Origin of the sequence: Acinetobacter ursingii DSM 16037 = CIP 107286 (genome assembly GCF_000368825.1) — a bacterium.
Lineage (GTDB): Bacteria > Pseudomonadota > Gammaproteobacteria > Pseudomonadales > Moraxellaceae > Acinetobacter > Acinetobacter ursingii.
Genome location: NZ_KB849717.1, coordinates 252989 through 274464, shown reverse-complemented (window position 1 = coordinate 274464; position 21476 = coordinate 252989). Strand labels below are relative to the sequence as shown.

Annotated in this window: 22 protein-coding genes; 14 read left to right on the top strand and 8 right to left on the bottom strand. The window is 38.6% G+C overall.

Annotated elements, in window-relative coordinates; all coding sequences use genetic code 11:
- Positions 1 to 229 precede the first annotated feature (229 nt).
- Positions 230 to 1270 carry a sensor domain-containing diguanylate cyclase gene (locus F944_RS08870; protein WP_004989513.1) on the top strand — a complete coding sequence of 347 codons (1041 nt, stop codon included), beginning with the start codon at positions 230 to 232 and terminating at the stop codon, positions 1268 to 1270.
- On the opposite strand, the gene F944_RS08865 is transcribed toward F944_RS08870, so the two are convergent.
- From F944_RS08865 to F944_RS08855, 3 genes are all read right to left on the bottom strand, one after another.
- Positions 1257 to 1712 (bottom strand): DUF441 domain-containing protein, encoded by a 456-nt coding sequence (locus F944_RS08865; protein ID WP_161798701.1) that lies wholly within the window; start codon positions 1710 to 1712, stop codon positions 1257 to 1259. The two genes, F944_RS08870 and F944_RS08865, sit on opposite strands and share 14 nt — an antisense overlap.
- Positions 1713 to 2023: 311 nt before the next feature.
- Positions 2024 to 2668, bottom strand: coding sequence for a hypothetical protein (locus F944_RS08860; protein ID WP_004989507.1), 645 nt, complete (start codon positions 2666 to 2668; stop codon positions 2024 to 2026).
- 14 nt (positions 2669 to 2682) lie between these two features.
- Positions 2683 to 3651, bottom strand: a complete 969-nt coding sequence (locus F944_RS08855; RefSeq protein WP_004989503.1) for a 5'/3'-nucleotidase SurE — start codon at positions 3649 to 3651, stop codon at positions 2683 to 2685.
- Between the two features lie 196 nt (positions 3652 to 3847).
- Here F944_RS08855 and F944_RS08850 point away from each other — a divergent pair, with 196 nt between their 5' ends.
- From F944_RS08850 to F944_RS08840, 3 genes are all read left to right on the top strand, one after another.
- The gene (locus F944_RS08850; protein WP_004989501.1) at positions 3848 to 4681 is read left to right on the top strand and encodes a hypothetical protein; all 834 of its coding nucleotides are present in this window, start codon (positions 3848 to 3850) and stop codon (positions 4679 to 4681) included.
- Between the two features lie 23 nt (positions 4682 to 4704).
- The gene (locus F944_RS08845) at positions 4705 to 5472 is read left to right on the top strand and encodes a hypothetical protein (protein WP_004989499.1); all 768 of its coding nucleotides are present in this window, start codon (positions 4705 to 4707) and stop codon (positions 5470 to 5472) included.
- Between the two features lie 444 nt (positions 5473 to 5916).
- Positions 5917 to 6627 carry a pseudouridine synthase gene (locus tag F944_RS08840; RefSeq protein WP_004989497.1) on the top strand — a complete coding sequence of 237 codons (711 nt, stop codon included), beginning with the start codon at positions 5917 to 5919 and terminating at the stop codon, positions 6625 to 6627.
- Positions 6628 to 6629: 2 nt separating this feature from the next.
- Here F944_RS08840 and F944_RS08835 read toward each other — a convergent pair whose 3' ends face one another.
- From F944_RS08835 to F944_RS08825, 3 genes are all read right to left on the bottom strand, one after another.
- Complete coding sequence (locus tag F944_RS08835; RefSeq protein ID WP_004989495.1) at positions 6630 to 7073, bottom strand: GNAT family N-acetyltransferase; 444 nt, start codon at positions 7071 to 7073, stop codon at positions 6630 to 6632.
- Positions 7074 to 7181: 108 nt separating this feature from the next.
- Entirely contained in the window at positions 7182 to 7490 is a 309-nt protein-coding gene (locus F944_RS08830; protein ID WP_004989494.1) for a type II toxin-antitoxin system RelB/DinJ family antitoxin, read from the bottom strand.
- Positions 7491 to 7578: 88 nt separating this feature from the next.
- Entirely contained in the window at positions 7579 to 8511 is a 933-nt protein-coding gene (locus F944_RS08825) for an RluA family pseudouridine synthase (protein WP_201640254.1), read from the bottom strand.
- A gap of 127 nt (positions 8512 to 8638) precedes the next feature.
- Here F944_RS08825 and tsaE point away from each other — a divergent pair, with 127 nt between their 5' ends.
- The 4 genes from tsaE (at position 8639) to hfq (ending at position 12629) form a co-directional block, all read left to right on the top strand.
- Complete coding sequence (tsaE, locus tag F944_RS08820) at positions 8639 to 9112, top strand: tRNA (adenosine(37)-N6)-threonylcarbamoyltransferase complex ATPase subunit type 1 TsaE (protein WP_004989491.1); 474 nt, start codon at positions 8639 to 8641, stop codon at positions 9110 to 9112.
- The gene (gene mutL / locus F944_RS08815; RefSeq protein WP_004989487.1) at positions 9109 to 11058 is read left to right on the top strand and encodes a DNA mismatch repair endonuclease MutL; all 1950 of its coding nucleotides are present in this window, start codon (positions 9109 to 9111) and stop codon (positions 11056 to 11058) included. The genes tsaE and mutL overlap by 4 nt, the downstream gene beginning before the upstream one ends.
- A 6-nt stretch (positions 11059 to 11064) precedes the next feature.
- Positions 11065 to 12009 carry a tRNA (adenosine(37)-N6)-dimethylallyltransferase MiaA gene (miaA, locus tag F944_RS08810; protein WP_004989482.1) on the top strand — a complete coding sequence of 315 codons (945 nt, stop codon included), beginning with the start codon at positions 11065 to 11067 and terminating at the stop codon, positions 12007 to 12009.
- A 92-nt stretch (positions 12010 to 12101) separates the two neighbouring features.
- Positions 12102 to 12629 carry an RNA chaperone Hfq gene (hfq, locus tag F944_RS08805; protein ID WP_004989480.1) on the top strand — a complete coding sequence of 176 codons (528 nt, stop codon included), beginning with the start codon at positions 12102 to 12104 and terminating at the stop codon, positions 12627 to 12629.
- A gap of 128 nt (positions 12630 to 12757) precedes the next feature.
- On the opposite strand, the gene F944_RS08800 is transcribed toward hfq, so the two are convergent.
- Positions 12758 to 14101 (bottom strand): peptidylprolyl isomerase, encoded by a 1344-nt coding sequence (locus tag F944_RS08800; RefSeq protein ID WP_004989478.1) that lies wholly within the window; start codon positions 14099 to 14101, stop codon positions 12758 to 12760.
- On the bottom strand, positions 14101 to 16560 hold the full coding sequence (locus F944_RS08795) for an LPS-assembly protein LptD (RefSeq protein ID WP_004989475.1): 2460 nt from the start codon (positions 16558 to 16560) through the stop codon (positions 14101 to 14103). Before F944_RS08795 ends, F944_RS08800 begins: the two co-directional genes overlap by 1 nt.
- 119 nt (positions 16561 to 16679) lie before the next feature.
- Between F944_RS08795 and F944_RS08790 the strand changes: the two genes are divergently transcribed.
- From F944_RS08790 to F944_RS08765, 6 genes are all read left to right on the top strand, one after another.
- The gene (locus F944_RS08790; protein WP_004989473.1) at positions 16680 to 17693 is read left to right on the top strand and encodes an aminoglycoside phosphotransferase family protein; all 1014 of its coding nucleotides are present in this window, start codon (positions 16680 to 16682) and stop codon (positions 17691 to 17693) included.
- Positions 17693 to 18382 carry an N-acetylmuramate alpha-1-phosphate uridylyltransferase MurU gene (murU, locus tag F944_RS08785; RefSeq protein ID WP_004989471.1) on the top strand — a complete coding sequence of 230 codons (690 nt, stop codon included), beginning with the start codon at positions 17693 to 17695 and terminating at the stop codon, positions 18380 to 18382. The genes F944_RS08790 and murU overlap by 1 nt, the downstream gene beginning before the upstream one ends.
- A gap of 85 nt (positions 18383 to 18467) precedes the next feature.
- The gene (gene rsmG / locus F944_RS08780) at positions 18468 to 19106 is read left to right on the top strand and encodes a 16S rRNA (guanine(527)-N(7))-methyltransferase RsmG (RefSeq protein ID WP_004989469.1); all 639 of its coding nucleotides are present in this window, start codon (positions 18468 to 18470) and stop codon (positions 19104 to 19106) included.
- 12 nt (positions 19107 to 19118) lie between these two features.
- Positions 19119 to 19901, top strand: a complete 783-nt coding sequence (locus F944_RS08775; protein ID WP_004989468.1) for a ParA family protein — start codon at positions 19119 to 19121, stop codon at positions 19899 to 19901.
- Complete coding sequence (locus tag F944_RS08770) at positions 19898 to 20785, top strand: ParB/RepB/Spo0J family partition protein (protein WP_004989464.1); 888 nt, start codon at positions 19898 to 19900, stop codon at positions 20783 to 20785. The genes F944_RS08775 and F944_RS08770 overlap by 4 nt, the downstream gene beginning before the upstream one ends.
- Positions 20786 to 20833: 48 nt before the next feature.
- Entirely contained in the window at positions 20834 to 21472 is a 639-nt protein-coding gene (locus tag F944_RS08765) for a MotA/TolQ/ExbB proton channel family protein (RefSeq protein WP_004989462.1), read from the top strand.
- Positions 21473 to 21476 lie beyond the last annotated feature (4 nt).

The window sequence follows — 21476 nt, the reverse complement described above, 5'->3', positions numbered from 1 at the left end:
AATAAAAGGGACTTATGAAAGAAGTCGGTATTCTTTCTAAGAACGACTCTTGGACGTTATTTAAATTGTAGGTCATTCGGCAGATTGATTAAAAGTGCCCTTTTTGAGCGCATAAGTCTGTTTATTTTCTATGCATTTTGCATAATTAGTCGTAAAATTCCCTCCCATCACTTCCTTATTATTTTAATAGTCAAAAAGTCATCATTTTTAATACGGGTTAGGGCTTAGAATGTCAGGTAAATTTCAACCGACAGTCGAACAATTACTTTCTGTGATCAAGACGCAGACTGAAATTGTAAAATTGGGGCTAGATTTAGACTCAGTGATGACCGTGGTTGCCCAACAGTCAAAGAACATTATTGAAGCTGATGGAGCAATTATTGAACTCTTAGAAACCAATGAAATGGTGGTTCATTCAGTATCTGATCATAATTTAAATCTACTAGGTCATCGCATAAAAGTTAAAAATACTCTTTCGGGACTTTGTATTGAAAAAAGAGAAATCTTATATAGTCCAGATACTGAGACAGATCCAAGAGTGGATGTATTTGCCTGTCGTTATGTAGGACTTCGTTCAATGGCGGTGGTTCCACTTATTCATTGTGAAGAACCTTTAGGCGTTTTAAAAATATATTCAAAAAAAGTAGCCGCTTTTGCAGAAGGAGACTTAAGACTACTCGAGCTGATGTCTGAACTGATTGCGGCCGCCATGTATCATGCAACACGATTTGGTACACAAGAACTCTATCGTATGGCGACTCAGGATGTGCTCACTGAGCTTTCCAATCGCAGTCATTTTTTAGATCATTTCAGAAGATGTCTTGCTTCAACTCAATCCACTCAGAATTATTTTGCTTTGTTAATGATTGATATGGATGGTTTGAAACAAATTAATGATCAGTATGGACATCGGGTTGGTGATGCTGCTTTAAAAGAATTTGCCCAAAGATTAAAAATGGTGATTCGTGTTCAAGACCATCTGGCTCGTATTGGAGGAGATGAGTTTGCCATTATTCTTACTCAATTAACTGATCCAAAACTAAGTTTGAACGTGGTTGATCGAATCAATGTTGTTTGTGATCAAGAATTTATCTTTGAAAATAAAAACTTGAGTATTCGAGCCAGCACCGGGGTTGCAATTTATCCAACCCATGCAGACAGCGTTGAACAATTACTTGAATATGCAGATCAGCAAATGTATTTATCAAAACGATCAAAAAAACAGTCTGAAGACTTAAGCGGTTTTAATCAATTGATTATTGATAGCTAATCAGTAAAGACAAAATTCCTGCTGCAATCAGTGGGCCGACAGGAACTCCTCGAAGTACAGCGACACCTGCCACTGTGCCAATCAATAAACCTGCAACAACATCTGGCTGATTGGTCATGAGTTTAACACCGCGACCGCCCAACCACGCCACTAATAGACCGACTGCAATGGCTAAAATGGATTTGTAACTCAGGAATGATTTAAGAATCGTCTCACCACTTAATTTGCCGCTGGCGATAGGCGTAAGCACACCGATGGTTAAAATAATAACCCCAATATTTAAGCCATGTTGTTGTAAATAAGGGAAAAATTGACTTAATGGTGTAAGCTTAAAAAAGATTAGAACACCCGCAGCAATCGTGACTGCCGCATTTTGACTGAAAATACCACAGGCCAGTAAAACGAGTAAAACCAACAGATTGACATCAAGCTGTGACATGATCATGGTAATAAAAGCGTATATTGGGGGAGTGGTATATTGTATAACGATTTTTTATTTTACCAATGGTTGAAAAATATCATTTTTCTTTTTTAATATTTGATAATCACAGCCAATAAGGGATGTATATAGCTGAAGGCCATTATCTGTAAAATTAGCCACACATAGTTGAAGGGTATGAGTTGATTGAAAATATTTGCAGTAATGTCGGGATTGATTATATCTGTAGTTGCCGTTTGAGCTAAATTATTGTAAATACTGGATATGAGAAATGATAACGTACTTAAGCTCGTTACCATTTCTCATTACATTTACTAATTTAAAAATGCCCAGACATCTTGTGATTCAAGTTTACTTGAAAGCATTCTAAAACTTGTTGGGTCTAGATCGCCATCAACAACAATATAGCCTTGAGTGTTATTTTTTAGTAAATCACATTTATTATCTGTCAACGCATATATTGCGGTATTTGCCAGTTGGCTAGCAGTTATCACACCATTAAAGGTACAGTTTGGATCTTTAGCGATCATCTGTCCGTTAGCCTTCACTTCGATAGGAATCGTAGTGCCATTGGAAAATGATAGGTTATAGAGTCCAATCAACTGATTAATATCCAGTTTTTCATCGACAATTTTTTCATAATGATCTAGCTTAATAACAAGATTTTTATCTTTCTGGTTACTTTGCCATGTTTTACTTTTTGCATCGTAACTCATCACGATTTGAGCACGATCTTGCTCATCATTGAGTACCAATAACTTGTTGCCATCTTGTCCTAAATAATACTTGCCAACCTGCGGTAAATCTTCATTGGTGACTGTACTAATAATGTATGTGCCTACTGGTAAGTTTGGGGCTAATTCGGGCGACTCAGCTATCGTATTTTGTTGATCCTTATGATCATCATTACAAGCAGTTAAACCTAAACTCAAAAACAAAGCTAATAAGTAACGTTTCATCAATTTATTCCCCTTTACTTATTAAATAACCCTTTTAATCGTATTTTTAGCCATTCTTGAGCTGCGGGTCGCTGCTCATAAGCAACTTGCATTGCCGTAACGGCAATCTTACTTTGCATGACAACACTTTCATCAGACATTTGAGTAGAAGCTGGGGTACTAGATGTCACATCAAAGCCTAAACCATATTGATTGTTTCCACTATTATCTTTACTTACATTAAATTTAAAATTGTATAAATCAAAAGTCCCAATTTTTGAAAAAGCAAAAGGAGTATTGGTTGTTAAATTCTTTGGAAAATTAACATTTAAAGTTATACCTTTGGCTAATAATGGTTCTTTACCCGCTTTACTTTGTAATTCTTTTAACAACACTACAGTTTGCTTCGCCACAATCGCAGAATTGGGATTTTTTAAAGATTTATCATCAACTGTATTAGTATCTGCACTTAATGCAATGGATGGAATCCCACGACCTGCAGATAATTGAACATTACCAATAGTTCCAGAATGAATAACTACTTTTCCGACATTTTGTCCTTCATTGGGTCCTGAGAGGACTAGATCTGGTAATTTTCCCCAATGCTTTTTAGCAACAATATCTAAACCGTAAATGGTCGCCATTACAGGCGTTCCATGGACATAGTTCCAGTCACCATTGGTATAGCCCGCTTTAGTAAAAGTTCCAGCAGCAGGTGCTCCTATTGGAGCTGCACCATTATGACAACCATTTTCTGCTGCAATTTGTTTATCATTGTCAGATGTTATTACAGTTGTACTATACATTACGATAGCACCTCCACGTCCACTTTGTGGTGAACAGGGTACTGAGACTAAAACATTATGACCCTCTGTCTTTAACTCGTCGTATAGAGCTTTAATATTACTGGTTAGACCATCATCATTAACTAATAATATATTCATTGCAAAAGCTTGTGTTGTACAAGCAGATAAAATAAGACTGCCCAATAAAATTTTTTTCATATCCAAACCATCGCATTATTCAATTAAGAAGTGGACAGTAATCAAAATATATTTAATTTTTATTACTATTGAAAATTATTTAATAAAAGAAAAACTTTAACTTTATTGTCATTAATTACAATTAAAATCCAAAAATTTCATGATCTTGAATCATTAAAATTCTTTTTTTAAACTTAAATATATCTTGGATTAGATAATGAGTGAATTTCCCAATAGTAATCGTAGAAAATTTCTAGCTATAGGTACAGCACTGGCTGCGGGAACTTTATTAAGCGGTTGCAATGATAATGACCAGCAGCAAGAAATAAGTAATCAAGAGCCAATAAATGACTCAAATTTACTAACACAAATTGAAGCTAAAATGAATCTACAACTAGGTGATGCTAAGCTCGCAAGTATTGTCTCTCCCATCATACTTGACTGTTGCTTCAACTGGGAATTACCACAAATTAAAGCGAATCAAATCAATAGTATTATTGGTTATGCTTTTGGTAATCGTCCTAATGAACAAAGTGGAAATACTTCTAGTAATGGTGGAAATCAAGCAGCAATGCCTGATCCTGGTCCGATGAATGAAGCACTTGCGGATACCATTTATAGTATATATAAATTAAAGCCTGTCAAAATTTATGCGCAATGGGAAATTGCTCGTTTTTTAACATCTAAATATCATGTAGAAAAAGATGTATTAACTTCTATTGAGCCGATCATCGCATCTGATGGAACTATTATCTATCTCAGTACTGACGATGTCGCCAATACAATTATTAAAATTTCTGGTGGGGCGTCTGCACTAGGTAATGCTGCTATTGTAGGCCATAGAGATCACGCAAAACGATGTATCTTGACTTCACAATTACGTGGAATACAGGCAGCCGTGGTTCAAGAGGTTCCTTTACCAATGATTTATGATGAGCAGTCTGGGCAACCTTGGACACGCAGTCGTGATCTATACCTCATTCACGATATATATGCACAGCTTTATACCAAAACAATTCTATTAACCAAGCAAGCATACCCTCAAGGCTAATACCTTATTTAGGACATCTTATAATGTTAACACGTCGACGTTTTCTTACTTTAGCGCCCTCTATTGTGGGGTTGTGTACAATCGGTTCCTCTGTCTTTGCAACAGTTTCAACTTTGGCTGCATCAGATGCTGAATTAAAGCGACAAATGTTAGGTAAATTAACGACTGAATTGAATGATGCTACTTTGGCAAATACACAGACTCAGAACCTGTTTAAGACATTATTTAATTGGGATACTGCTACTTTCGATTTGAATACAATTAATACAATCGTAGCTTATAGCTTTGGATATCGCCCAGCATTGAGTGGTAATACAATGCCAGAATCTGGACCTATTAATGAGCAAATTGCCGATGCAGTGTATATGCTTTATCAAATGAACCCAGTATTAATTTACGCACAGTGGGAAGTGGCTTCTATCTTAAAGTCAAAGTATCACCTAGAGAGCGATAAAGTCATTTCAGTCGGTAATCCAACTATCAATACAAATGGAGTCGTTACGGCAAGTATTGATCAAGTGGCCGCTATGATTGTTAAGAAAGCAAGCATTAGTTTGGGTAAAGTTGCAATTTTTACTCATGCAGATCAACAATCTTTAGCTATTGATATATCTAAAATTTATGGAATGAATGCAGCAATACCTAAAGGAATCGTGATGCCAATAAATTATGATGTCGATGCTTTGCCAGCACAGAATCGGAGGAGAGATTTATATATACTAACTAATCTTTCAACACGAATGGGTATTCTCCGAACCCAATTAATTAATCAAAAATATCCTAATGGTTAGATTTTAGAGTTATCACATATTTTTTAAAAAGTGTGGATTAATTAATTAGTATATAATACATATAAGTATCTTGCTTGTATGTATTATTTTTTTAAATACGGTTTATTTAAAATTTATAAAATATAAGTCATATAAATAAAAATATGAATGATAAACTTAAATATGAAGCGCATTTATTTAAAATCATAATATCTTTAAATGATTGTAAAATTGATTTAAATGTAATTTTAGAGTCAAGTAAATAAGACTTATAAAGATTTAGATTTGATTAATAAATTTTCCGAGCTATTCAGACTTTACATTTGTATTGTTGCTTAAATCTAGTTGATTTAAGCAAAGCTAAACTTTTAAATTTCTGTGGCAGTTGTGCTATTTCTGCTTATTTTGTCGCGTTAAATTTTAAAAATCAGTTAAACTATACCATCGCTTATTTCGGATATTGTTATGCTCTTGGAAAAAATGTTGCAATCACAAGGTTTTGGTTCACGCAAACGTTGTCAGCAACTGATTAAAAATGGAGCAATAAGCATTCATAGCGAAGTGCAAACAGATCTAAAATGTCGTGTCGATGTGAATGGTTTAAACTTTTCAGTATATGGTCAAGATTATACTTATCGCGAAAAAGTGTATATTGCGCTGAATAAACCTCAAGGTTTTGAATGTTCACATCAACCTCAGCATCATCAAAGCGTCTTTAATTTATTCCCAGAGATTTTAAGAGAACGTGGACTCGCTGCGGTTGGGCGTTTAGATCAAGATACAACAGGATTATTATTACTAACAGATGATGGTCAATTTTTACATGCGCTCACTCATCCCAAACGTCATGTTCCAAAAGTCTATCATGTCACGACACTCGCCCCGATTTCTCAGGAACAATTAATCGCGCTAGAAAAAGGAGTTGAATTACATAACGAAAAAGGAATTTTTGCTGCAACAGATGTTCATTTATTAAATGAGTACCAACTCAGTTTAACCATTCATCAGGGTGTTTATCATCAGGTTAAACGTATGCTTGCCGCAGTAGGGAATAAAGTTCAAGCGCTGCATCGTCAGCAAATTGGTGAATTGGATTTGCCTGAGCTTGAATTAGGGGAGTGGATTTATTTAGATAAAGAACAAATTCAGGCAGCACAACAATCAAATTCACAGTGAAATTATTTAAGAAAACAGTGATAAGTAAGAAAAGCATCATCCTGAATAAATCCCATAGACTCATAAAGCCGTTGAGATTCGACGTTGGTTTTCTGAGTCTCCAGACTAATCCTTAATGCACTTTCATGTCGTGCAAATAATATTGCAGTATCGATGAGTTGTCTGGCAGATCCTTGACGACGATAAATGGGGGTCACATAGACATCGTCTAAAATATAATAATTTGAACAGGCGACAGAAGAAAAACCCAGATAAAGCAAGACAAAACCAGTAAAAACATCGTCTTTAACATGGATGAAGATGACACTTTCTTTATTTTCGAAGCGTTGTTTTAGAAAATTATAAGATTGTTTAAGATTAGATGAAGCACCGTAAAACTGACGATATTCATCAAATAACACCGCAAGCTGATTTAAATCTTCTAATGTCGCGCGTCTTACAATCATCTAATTTCTCCATATATTTTATTAATTATCCTAAACATGGAGAGCATAACGAAAAAATCTAAAGAAGAACGTTAAAACTTGTTTATATTTATAAATAGTAAAGCGTATTTATAGTTGATCACTTTCACCTAACAGCGCATTTAACTCTTCAAAAAATGCATCATCATCAAGTTCTGTATCTATAGCAGACCCATTGCTTTGCGTCGTCGCAGATTTCATTTTACGCAGCTTTAAGAGCTGTTCCATATTGATATTCTGGTTCTCAATGGTAAATGGAATAGACTTAGTCAAAACCACTTGCTTGAAAAAAAGACGAACTGCTTGAGCAGGTGTAATCCCCAGTTGCTTAAAAACAGCAAAGGCCTGTTTCTTTTCTTGTGAGTCAAGGCGAACCTGATAGACTTCTGTTTTTCGCATGAATAATAACCGAATGATTTTTTAATTTTAAAAAATTCATTGTAAACCAAGAAATTGTAATTTCAATATTTTGCACATAAAAAATCGTTCATTTGTCATTACTTTGGTATGACAAACTCAAATCAAATGTTGATTCAATACAAATTTTCTGACTATTGATGGGATCGGTGAACTCAATGCTTTTGGCTAAAAGTTGTAATGGCGCAGAAAAATCATCGTCTGCTTTATGTTGAACAGTGGGATAAAAAGGATCATTTTTAATCGGAATACCTAAATAATTGAGATGAACTCGCAGTTGATGCTGTTTACCCGTATGGGGTTTTAACTGATATTTTGCCCATGTTTTATTATGCTCCAGACATTCAATCAAGGTTTCGCTATTGGGCTCACCGCAAGGATTAATCTGCATGGTATAAAAAGGTTGTCCTTTTTCCATACAGAGATTAAGAGTTTGGGGAAAATATAATTCTGGATCATAAGCTGCAATTGCATGGTAAGTTTTTTGGACTTGTCGTTTGGCAAAAAGCTCCTGATAGGCGTGTCTAACTTCAGCTTTTTTACTAAATAGCACGATTCCTGCTGTTTCCCGATCAAGCCGATGTATTGGACTTAATTCTTCAATTCCAGTCTGATTTTTTAAGCGTACCAGTAATGTTTCCTGTACATATTGTCCTGTCGGACTGATGGTTAAAAAATGTGGTTTATCGACAATCAATAAATGTTCATTTTCAAATAAAATTTGGTGCTCAAACGGAACATGGATTTCATGCGCCAAAAAACGATAATAAAAAATATGGGTACTGGCTTGATATGGACTATCGACTGAGAGTATTTGTCCAGTCGAATCATAAATCAAACCCTCTGTAAAACGTTGTCGCCATTCTTGTTCTAAAATATGTGCAAAATGTTTGTAGAGATATTGAAAAACCGTCTGAATAGTTTGATCTCGATCGTGGGGTAAGAAGACTTGACTGGCACTCACGCCATTGATCATCGGCGGTTTAAACTCAATTTTGTTCATGAAATGTGATAAAAATAAACAGATGTAAATGGCTTGTTTTAAAATAAAACAGATGTCCGCCTAGCGTAGGCTTTTAAAGCCTGAAAATGCTATCATATTCCGTTCTTCGATTCATGTCGTGTGTGCTATGCAATATTCCTTATCGTTACAATTAAATAGTGAAAATGATACTGAGCAGTTTGCGCAGCATTTAGCTAAATTTGTGCAATCTGGTGTGATTTATTTGATTGGTGATCTAGGAGCAGGGAAAACCACTTTTACACGCTATTTATTGCAACACATGGGACATCAAGGTGCAGTCAAAAGTCCAACTTATACGCTGGTTGAACCTTATAAAATTAACAATAACGAAATTTTTCATTTTGATCTTTATCGTTTAAATGATCCTTATGAATTAGAGCTGATGGGGATTCGTGACTATCTCGAAGTGCCTAACGCTTTATTTTTATTTGAATGGCCCTCTAAAGGTGGAGATGAAATTCCACAGGCAGATCTCGTCATCAATATTGAAAAATCAGAAGATGATCTTCAGCGTTTTGTTACATTGTCTTTAAATGATGAAAACCTTTATCAGGCATTAAAGGAAACATTGGAATCATGAGTGATTCAATTAGCTTGCGTCGTATCCATGCTTTAAATCCTGCTTTAGCCAACCAGATTGCTGCGGGAGAAGTAATAGAACGCCCGTCATCAGTAGTCAAAGAGCTTCTGGAAAACTCGATTGATGCAGGAGCAACCGAGTTGATTATTCGTGTTGCACAAGGCGGCGCAACCCTCATTGAAATCATCGACAATGGCAATGGCATTCATCCAGATGATTTGCCGCTTGCCGTTATGCGACATGCCACTAGTAAAATTCAAACTGCTGAAGATTTGCATGCGATTGTCAGTTTGGGCTTTCGTGGAGAAGCATTGGCTTCAATTGCAGCTGTATCACGTTTGACTTTGGTGAGTAGTCAAAATGAAGAAGGGATTGGTTATCAGGTAGAAGTGAACGGTACCGCTTTTGAACATCAACAGGTTCAAGCAGTGGCAGCACAAAAAGGTACCCATATTCGTGTACAGGATTTATTTTTTAATGTACCTGCACGGCGTAAATTTTTAAAAAAACCAGGTACAGAATTTGGACATATTGAAGAAATTGTTCGCCGTTTGGCTTTAACCCATTTTGATATTCGTTTTGTCCTTGAACATAACGATCAGATCCGTCTCAATCTTCCGATTGCTGATAGCGGTGCTTTGCGTTTTCAGCGAGTACAGCAATTATTGGGTCAGCAGTTTACCGAAAATGCTTATTGGCTCGATAGTGAAAGTATCAATATGCGTTTGTCAGGTTGGCTTGGACACCCTTCTGATGCCAGACCACAGGCTGATTTACAATATGTTTATGTGAATGGTCGTATCGTCAAGGATAAAACCATTTCTCATGCGCTGCGCATGGCTTATGACGGTATTTTACATGGCCATCAATATGCGGGTTATTTACTGTTTTTAGAGGTTGATCCCGAGCAGATTGATGTCAATGTGCATCCCACCAAGCATGAAATTCGTTTCCTCAACCAACGTGAAGTGCACGAGTTCGTCAGACATTATGCCAAAGAAACCTTAGCGCAGTTTCAAACTGCAAGTACGGATTTGGCTCAGGCAATGAAAGCTGATGAGCAGGTGACATCCGCTTTAAATACGGTCATTCAACCGCGTTATCAGGAACAATTTGCTTTACATAAAAATTTGGATACGTCGCCACGAGTATCAGATCAGTCTGAAACAACACCAGAGCTTTCTATTGAGTTACTGACTGATTTTAATGCCAGCCGTCCACAGATTGTTCAATATTCACCCCAAAGTCGTTATAACGGTTCAACGCAGCTCAATAATGCCCTGAAAACGTATTTGTCGCCGCTTCGGGAAAGTTCAGATACTGAGCATGATACATCTGTAACATCCTCTTCAGTCGATGAGTTTCCTTTAGGGATCGCCATTGCACAGTTACATGGCATTTATATCTTGGCACAAAATACAGAAGGACTGATTATCGTTGATATGCATGCGGCGCATGAACGTATTTTATTGCAACAAATGAAAAGTGCTTGGGATAAACCAGAGTTTTGGACATCTCAGCAACTTTTAATTCCAAAAATTATTACCATTAGTCGCATGCAAGCCACCCGCATTGAGGATTTAAAAAATCAACTGCTTCGATTGGGGCTTGAAATCGATCAATACGGCGATGAGCAGGTCATTGTTCGTGGGGTGCCTGCGATTTTGCAAAAAGCCGATTTTGACAAGCTCATTCCTGAACTGTTGCATGATTTGGATCCAAATGATGAGGCTCAGGCACTGATGCAAAAGCGCGATCAGATTTTGGCGGGCATGGCGTGTCATGGCGCAGTACGTGCACATCGTATGCTTAGTCTTTCGGAAATGAATGCCTTACTCCGTCAGATGGAACAGACTGAATTTGCCAGTCAATGTAATCATGGTCGTCCGACATGGCGAGCGTTTCCACTTAATCAACTCGATAAACTTTTTGCTCGCGGAGAATAATCTCAAATGTCATCAAACTTGCCTGTGATTAATCTGATGGGGCCGACTGCCAGCGGCAAGACTGCGCTGGCATGTGAGTTATACGAACGTGGACATTTTGAAATTATTTCAGTGGATTCAGCACTTATTTATCGAGATATGGATATTGGTACTGCTAAACCTACGCAAGAGGAACAAGCACTTTATCCGCACCATCTGATTGATATTATTTCGCCTTTAGAGGTGTATTCTGCTGCCCAGTTTGTCGAAGATGCGAGTCGCTTGATTGATGACATTCACGCACGTGCTAAAACCCCGATTTTGGTGGGTGGAACGATGTTGTATTTCAAAGCATTGCTTGAAGGGCTTTCAGATCATTTACCTAACGCAGATGCACAGGTTAGAGCGGAAATTGAACAAAAAGCAAATGAGCAGGGTTGGCAAGCTGTTTATGAAGAATTAACGCGGGTGGATCCACTTGCAGGAGAAAAGTTCAAAGTTTCAGATAAACAACGAATTATTCGGGCATTGGAAGTTTTTCGTTTAACTGGTCAGCCAATCACAAAATTACAAGCAGAACAGCCTAAAAATTTACCATATCGCTACATTTTTCATAATTATGCTTTACTGCCAGATCGAGTAGAATTACATCAGCGAATCGAACAAAGATTACGCAAAATGTGGGATATTGGTTTTTTAAATGAAGTGGAATACTTGATTGAAAAATACGATATTAATGACAATTTGCCCTCAATGCGATGTGTCGGCTATCGGCAAGCACTCGATTTTCTTCTAAAAAGTGACAAAAGTCACAAAAATAAGCTGGAGATGGAAGATAGAGCATTATTTTCGACACGACAACTTGCAAAACGTCAATACACTTGGTTACGATCTTTGCAAGAAACACACTGTTTTAAAACTTATTTAACGATAAAGCAAGCTCAAGAAGACTTGCGAAACTCTTATGGATAAAGCAAAATTTACATACTATCTTTTTTATAATTTTTAATTGAAAACTAAAGATGGTTTTTTGCGCTGATTTTTAATTTTTTTGGAGTTATAACATGTCTAAAGGTCAAACTTTACAAGATCCGTTCTTAAATTCTCTCCGTAAAGAACGTATTCCTGTTTCTATTTTCCTTGTGAACGGTATCAAGCTACAGGGTCATATTGAATCTTTTGACCAATACGTGGTTCTATTAAAAAACACAGTAAGCCAAATGGTTTATAAGCATGCAATTTCTACAGTTGTTCCTGCTCGTAATCCACGTCCAGCTGGCGCTCCTGCAACAGCAGGTCAAGGTGGCGGCTTTGGCGGTGGTCAAGGTGGCGGCTTTGGCGGTGGTCAAGGTGGTGGCTTTGGCGGTGGTCAAGGTGGTGGCTTCGGTGGTCAAGGCGGCTTCGGTGGTCAAGGTGGTGGCTTCGGTGGTCAAGGCGGCTTCGGTGGTCAAGGCGGCTTCGGTGGTCAAGGTGGCTTTGGTGGTCAAGGTGGCGGCTTCGGTGGTCAAGGCGGCTTTGGTGGTGGTCAATCATCAGGCTTTGATGGCGATACAAAATTTGAAGATAATCAAGAAGACGAAAATAATCGTTAATTGATCATTTTAGAGAAGCCTCGATCTTAATCGGGGTTTTTTTATGTCAAGAAGGATGTGTACGATTAAATTTGAACAAGTTAAAATAAAAAAGCCAGCAATTGCTGGCTTTTTTATAAAATCAAGTTTTAAGATTTATTTTTCTGACTTTGTTCTTGAAGGGCTTTCTTATCCAGAGTTGGATCTTTGATTTCGACGTAGGCATTAGAGCGTACTTCACGTAACCAACTATCCACTTCGGTATCAAACTGGCGTTCACCTAATATTTGACGCGCCATACGCTCTTGATATTCATGCGTCATATCCTGTTTACGGGTATCTTGTACCTGTAAAATATGCCAACCGAACTGAGTTTGAAACGGCTCGCTGATTTGACCCACAGGCGTATTCTTCATTTTTTCATCAAACTCAGGAACCATCATCCCAGGAGTTACCCAGCCTAAACTACCGCCATCACGAGCAGAACCTGGATCATTGGAAAAGGTGGCTGCTAAAGTTGCAAAATCTTCACCTGCTTTTAAGCGATTATATAAGCTGGTAATCATTTGCTTGGCATTTTCAGGGCTGACGACTTCAGAAGGTTGAATTAAGATATGGCGAGTTTTATATTGCTCCACCATCGCTTTTTGATCACTTGTTTTGCGGTCAAGTAGTTTTAATACATGAATTCCATCACGGACATTAATCAGTTCGGTGGTTTGACCTGTTTGTAAGGCACTTACACGCGCTGCCAGTTCCGCAGGAATATCGGCTAAGTCACGATAACCCATATCCGCACCTTCAACCTTGATATCTTTGGTTGAATAAGTCTTGCCAATGTTTGCAATATCATCGCTGCTATTTAAAGCGGTTTTAACTTCTTGAGCGACCTGATTGAGTTGTTGCGGATCTGCTTTGGCACCAGAAATACGTGCATGTAAGACATGAACCTGACTGCCTAACATGGCTTGACCCTGTGGGGATTTTAAAAAGTTGGCAACGTCTTGATCGCTAATTTTAATACGTGACATCACTTGTTGCTGACGTAAGCGACTGATGGCTAGATCTTCACCAATACGATCACGTAAGGATGCATAAGTTCCTGGCGCCATAGCATCCAACTTTTGCTGGAAAGCTTCAAGAGATTTGCTGCCAGATTGGTTTGCAACTTTAAGTACGGCTTCATTAAGCGCTTTTTCGTCAGGCTTGATTCCATAACGTTTCACTTGCTCAAGTTGGGCTTCACGTAAAATCAGTTGATCTAAAACTTGTAGCTGTAAGTATTGTTCAGGTGGAACTTCTTTTTTTTGCGCTTGCATTTGATGGGCTGCCTCAGCAACGCCTTGTTCTAAATCGCTCTTTAAAATGACACTATTGTCCACAATTGCAATCACTTCATCCGAAGGAGTTGCAGCAAAACTATGCATTGATGAAGAAACAACCGCTGCGAGGGCAGTTGCTTTAAATAACTGTTTTAAATACTTTGTCTTCATTAACGTTGTGTCCAAGATTGATTAGTTTCTTTAAAGCCTAAAACTCGATTTTCCATAATAGATGCAAGTTTGTTATTTACACCACCTAAGCCTTTCAGGGTAAGTTCGACCATAACCGCTTTTTTTACATTGACGTTTGGATCGTTTGGATTATCAAGGTCATTGTAATAAGAGCGTCCATAGACTGAAACGCCCCAACAGCATGATTCGTAATTTACACCGAGTAAATATTCACGCGCGACACTATTGTCAAGGTCGTATTGAACATGGCCCATAATACGCCAATTGTTATGGATAGGTTGTATAAAGGATGCAACCACCTGATCATAAGTATTTTGGCGATCTGGAATTTCTTTACGATAAAAATAGCCTAAGTTATACAGATTTCCTTTGTCACCTGTGTAGTACATTTGAAAATCACGTTGTGAATTCGTACCGTTTGACATCCATGCCGAATTTGCACCAATGGTAAAGTGCTGTGAAAGCTGGCTAGATAAACTCACCACAGGCCCTGTATTGTTTTCCGTGTCGCTTTCATCATTACTGATTAAAGTGACGCGTCTATCTTGAAAATAGTAGCTTTGTCCAACACTGGCGCGCAGGCGTTCTAAACCTTCTGGATCAAATAAACTATAACTTACGCCCAAAGACATAAAGTTATTATCTTCTAAACGGTCATGTCCATAGAAGCGATATGGGTTAAACAGTTGATCATAATTAATCGAAGCTGTAGTGGTGTCAAAGTTTGGATAATCTGTCTGATTTTTATACGGCGCATAGGCATAAAATGCTCTTGGCGTAATGGTTTGCAGGTATTTTCCATCTTTTTCAAAGGTTAAACCAGTATCCAGACTGAATTGCGGTACAACCACCGATTTATTTTTATCGTTTGGTGTTGCTCCACCTTCAGGATATAAAGCGTTGATGGTGTTTTCATCATAAAATGTATTAATGCTACGAACCGAGACTTCAGGAATGGCAAAAGCATAGGTGTTTCTAAAGTTATAACGTGCCGCGAATTGGTTATAGATTCGTGTACCACTTGGCTGAGTGCTATAGTTGTTAGTATCACTAATGTCTTTTTTGAAATATGCGGTGTCGTTATTAAACTCGTATTGTAACCCTAGAGGATTGCCCGTGACATAGTTTAGTAAAAACTGAGGCAGACGCGCATAAGGTCGGTCAATATCAGCTACGGTTTTATCTAGAGTCTGAAAGTCTTCAACTTTTAATTGAGCTTTTAAGCCAGGAATTTGATTTTTATAATTTAACACCCAGGCACGACGTAAATTTAAATCTGTCTTTGAATCAGGACTTGAGTTTAAGTCTGCCGTAAAGTCTTTATCTGATGCGTAATTGTATTCTAAGTTGGTTGACCAATAATCATTGATATCCCAATTATGTAGAAATTTTAAATCTTTACGGTCTTGATCATTATATTTTTTATCTTCAGGAAGGTAAGCACCAGAAATTTTACCCTCACCAAAGTTCTCGGTGATATATCTGAACTGACCTTCCAGCATCGTACCACGATCAGCATAGTAGCGTGGCGTCACAGTTGCATCGTAGTTAGGCGCGAGATTAAGATAAACAGGAACGGCAAGTTCAAAACCACCATCATTGGAAAAACCAAAGGTGGGGTTTAAAATCCCAGTAGTTCTACGATCATCAATCGGAAAGTTAAAATAAGGAACTGCTAATACAGGTACATCTTTGACGTAAAGTTTTGTGCCCTTGGTTATGCCCCGACCACTGTCCTGATCCAACTTGATTTCTTTGGCTTTAATTTGCCATGTTGGTTTTTCTTCAGGAGGACAGGTCGTGTAGGTCGCATCATGCAAAACCATCGTCGTCGGTGATGTGCGATTGATTTGCTGTGCATGACCATGCGCATGCCGTTCCTCAGAAATATAGAAACTATTATTTAAATCACCTGTTTGGGTCTTTAAATTGTAATTGATCTTGTCGCTTTGAGAAAGCAGCCCGCCTTGTGCCAATTGTACGTGACCTTCAGCGTCAGCATAGGTTTGAGTCTGATCAATGGTGACTTTGTCGGCACGAATAGATCGACCTTCCTGATCAATTACAACATTACCACTCAGCTCTGAGTCGCCTTTGGGATTGTAATGTCCATAGTCGGCAGTCACCACAGAAGTTGCCTTTTCTGGATCTACGGCTTGAGCGGTTGGGCTGATGGGAGTGATCCATGTGCCTGTACAAAAGGCAGAGCTTAATGATTTTGTATCTCTGACCTGAGCTTCAGGTGCAGATTTATCTACATAATATTGCTCAAAAAATTCCTGACCAGGATAAGCTTTTTGAATGCTTTCCTTGAGCTGTTTATTATCAACGTTAGAAGCCGCATTATCCGACTCAGCATAACTTGATTGTATGGAGCCACCACATAAAAGTGTCAAAATAGCGGTCGCTAAAGGATTAAATTTAAACTGATGCTTCATTGTTTCATTAACCAAGTATGCTAATTCGCAATTAATTATTGTCGCATCATAGAGAAAAAGTTTATAAGTGGCTACACTTATGACTTCAAAATCTCAGCTAGTTTTAGATTTTATTGCAAATGAATACACAACGTGAACAATTGATACAATCATGGATTGCCTCTGCTTTGAATACTGAAGATTTTCAGGTTCACTTTTTAGCTGGAGATGCGAGTTTTAGACGCTATGCACGCGTCATTAACCAAAATAATACCTTTATGTTGATGGATGCGCCACCTGAAAAAGAAGATTGTGCTCCATTTGTGATGATTGATGAGTTTTTTGATCAGCATGGTGTGCGTGTGCCACATATTATTGCTAAAAATTTGGAGCAGGGTTTTTTGCTACTCGAAGACTTTGGTGATGTGGTCTTATCAACTCTACTCAATGATGTCACGGTGGATCATTATTATCTACAAAGCTTTAAGCAACTGATTCAATTGCAATCGATTCAGGGTAAGGGACATTTCCCAATCTATTCGCATGAAAAGTTACTGACCGAAATGAAGTTGCTGACAGATTGGATGCTGCCATCACTTCAAATTATACCAAGCGCAGAACAGCAAACAGTTATCGATCAAGTATTTGATTTATTGGCAAATACTGCGCTTGAGCAGCCTCAGGTGATTGTGCATCGGGATTTTCATAGTCGTAACTTGATGAAAATTGAAGGCGAAGAACAACTGGGTGTAATTGATTTTCAGGATGCGGTGATTGGTGCAGATACCTATGATCTGATCTCGATTACGCGTGATGCGTATGTGCAGTGGAATGCAGATCGGGTTTATCGTTGGTTCCAGCTTTTTTATGATTTATTACCCGATGAAGCCAAGATCAATCGCAGTTTTGAACAATTTAAAAAAGAAGCAGACTTTATGGCGATACAGCGTCATATCAAAATTCTGGGAATTTTCGTCCGTTTATTTGAGCGAGATGGAAAATCGGGTTATCTCAAAGATTTGCCTCGTGTGATGTGGTATTTACTCGAAGAAAGCAAAGCTTATCCAGAATTGGATGCTTTTATGCAATTTATGCAGCAGATAGTTATGCCTAAGTTTATTGAAAAATATGGTCGTTATGAGGTAGCCGCCTAATGAAAGCTATGATTCTTGCTGCGGGCTTGGGTAATCGTATGCGTCCATTGACTTTGCATACACCGAAGCCTTTATTGCAAGTCGCTGAAAAACCTTTGATTGTCTGGCATATCGAAAAGTTGAAAAAGATCGGTGTCACCGAGATCATCATTAATACGGCATGGTTGGCTGATAAACTGGTAGATACTTTAGGCGATGGCTCGCTTTTAGGTGTCAAAATTTTATGGTCACATGAAGCTGAAGGTTTGGAAACAGCGGGTGGCATTATCAATGCCTTGCCACTTTTGGGTGACGATCCTTTTATTTTGGTCAATGGTGATGTTTGGACAACGATGGATTTTGCATCGCTTTTAAAGGTCAAATTAATCGACGATTTAGCGCATTTAGTATTTGTGCCTAATCCTGTGCAACATCCGCAGGGTGATTTTGTGCTATCCAATGGCAAAGCTTATACTTTTGAGCAAGCGCAAATCGGTGAGGCTCTAACTTATAGTGGCGTGGCTGTTTTATCGCCAAAACTATTTGAAAATTTAGAACACGGTAAACGACCTTTAGCACCTTTATTGAAACAAGCCATGCTTAACGGTCAAGTGAGTGCTGAAAAAATGCAGGGTGTTTGGGTCGATGTGGGTACGCCTGAGCGATTAAATGAGCTAGATCAACACATTAAAGCAGGTTTATACATTTAACTGTGTAAACGCTAATCGTTGACCACTACTTTTGAGTAGAGAAATAGGTATACTGCAACTAACTTTTTAGAGATGTTCCACGGATATGCATCCTTTTTTCCACGAATTAAAACAGGGCAGTCAGGCTTTAGGTTTAGACCTGAGCGATGATGCTTTAAATCTGTTGTTGAAATATCAAGATGCATTGGTGCTCTGGAATAAAGCCTATAATCTCACGGCGATACGGGATCCGAAAGAAATGTTGGTGAAGCATTTATTGGATAGTCTAAGTATCTTAAAAGATTTACCTGAGGGTCGTTTACTCGATGTCGGTACAGGTGGCGGGATGCCAGGCATGATCATTGCATTGTGCCAGCCAGAACGTTGCTGTGTATTGCTAGATTCAAATGGTAAAAAGATTCGATTTTTAAAACAGTTTATTGCAGATTTAAAATTAAAAAATGTGATTGCTGTCCAAACACGTGTGGAAAATGAAGATTCGATTGGTGAATTGGGTCAATTCGATGTGATTACCAGCCGTGCATTTGCTTCACTGACTGATTTTGTCAATGCCGCACGACCGTACATGCATCAAAGCAGTATCATCGCTGCGATGAAAGGTTTGGTTCCTTTAGAAGAAATGCAGCAAATGCAACATGAATTTTCGTGTCAGGTGATTGAGTTGCAAGTGCCGCGTTTAGATGAACAACGTCATTTGCTTTTACTTGAACAAAAACAATCTTAAATTGGGGTAACTATGGCTCAGATTATTGCAATAGCCAATCAAAAAGGCGGCGTAGGTAAAACCACGACCGCTGTGAATCTGGCTGCCTCATTGGCTGTATTAAAAAAACGCGTACTTTTAGTGGATATGGACTCACAGGGCAATGCCACCATGGGGTCTGGTGTACAGAAAAATGATTTGCTGTATTCCATCACCGATGTATTGCTCGGTGAAGTTCCTGTTGAAACTGCAATCACAAAATCTGAAGTAGGTTATAAAGTGCTGGGTTCAAACCGTGAGCTTTCGGGTGTAGAGCTTGCGATTGCCGATCAGGAAGGGCGCGAATTTATTCTAAAAAAAGCGCTAGATAGTGTTCGTGATGCTTTTGATTATATCATCATCGACTGTGCGCCAAGTTTGAGTCTAATTACGGTCAACGCGCTGGCTGCTGTAGATGGGGTTATGATTCCGATGCAGTGCGAATATTATGCGCTCGAAGGTTTAGCTGATTTAACCCAGACCATTGATCGCATTCAGCAAGCATTAAATCCTGATCTGCAAATTATTGGGGTTTTGCGTACGATGTACGATGCACGTAATGCTTTGACTCGTGATGTTTCTGCTGAATTAGAACAATTTTTTGGTAAAAAACTCTATGACACGGTCATTCCGCGTAATGTTCGTCTTGCTGAAGCACCTGCACACGGTTTGCCGATTATTTATTTCGAGAAAAGCTCCAAAGGTGCTGTGGCTTATTTAAATCTTGCTGCTGAAATGTTGAAAAAAAGTAAAATGAAAAAAGGGAGTCACGCATGACCACAAAAAAACGCGGATTGGCAAAAGGTCGTGGTCTGGATGCACTTCTCGGCTCTATTCAAAAGGAAAAGTTACAAATAGAAGCACAGGCGATTGATCATGGTCAGCTCAAACAGATTGATGTTAATCTACTGAAACGTGGGGAATACCAGCCACGTCGCTTTATACAGGAACAAGACTTAAAAGAGCTTGCATCATCTATTGAAAAACATGGTGTGATGCAGCCGATTGTGATTCGTCCGATTGAGGATGAAAAATATCCCTATGAAATCATTGCGGGTGAACGTCGTTGGCGCGCAGCACAATTGGCAGGTTTAAAAGAAATTCCTGCGATTGTCCGTGACTTGAATGATCAGGTTGCCATTGCATTGGCACTGATTGAAAACATTCAGCGTCAGGATCTCAACCCGATTGATCAAGCATTGGCTTTACAACGTTTTCACGACGAGTTTGGTTTAAGTCATCAAGAAATTGCAGAAACCGTGGGTAAAGCCCGTACTACGGTCAGTAATTTATTGCGTTTACTCAGTCTGGATGATGCCATCAAAAATCTGATGCAGGAAGGTCAATTGGATATGGGGCATGCCCGTGCGATTTTGGCGTTAAAGGCCAAAGATCAAATGGCAGTCGCTAAAATTGTCATCGAAAAAAGTCTTTCAGTACGTCAAACAGAGCAACTGGTTCGTGAATGGAATGAGCCAAAACAAGACAAACCTCAGGCTGTGATTTCGCCAGATATTGAGCAATTGACCCAAAAATTATCTGAGCGTTTTGGTGCAAATGTAAAAATCGATCACAATAAACAAGGAAAAGGCAAACTGGTCATTCACTATCATTCACTTGATGAGTTAGATGGTATTTTAAATATTTGCTTAACCGATTAGTCTATGCTGACCTTTTAAATTTTTTTGTAGTCATTGGGGAAGTACAGCATGTGGGAATTAGTTAAGGCAGGGGGCTGGTTGATGCTGCCCCTCATTCTATGTTCTATTTTTACTGTGGCGATTAGTATCGAACGTTTTATTCGCCTGAAACGATCAGCAGTTTTGCCAAGCGCCCTCATGTCTTCAAGTTCTCATTCGGTTGATCAGGTCATTGTGCAATTGCAGCAAAACCAAGCCTTGCAAACCAGTCCTTTGGGACGAATTTTAAAAGCTGGTATTGAAAACCAGAGTATGGGCGAGCAATTTGCCAAAGCACAAATGGAAGTTACTGCCTCTCAGGAAATTGGATATCTGGAACGTAATATTAACTTTTTGGGAACGATGAGTGCTGTTGCGCCTTTACTTGGTCTTTTGGGTACAGTCGTTGGAATCATCGAATCCTTTCTAGTGATTGATATTGGATCGAGTAGTAGTCCAACTTTAATGATTCCTGGTATTTCTAAAGCGTTGATCACTACCGCTGTGGGAATGTTGATCGCAATTCCAGCATTAATGGCGTATCGTTATTTTCAGCGTCTTGTGCATGAATATATCGCGGAGCTTGAACAACAAGCGACTCTTTTTCATGCCGCACTTTTTTTCAAACCTTCGCAGTCAAATGCATTTGAGCAACGTCGTGTAGGCTAGGGCG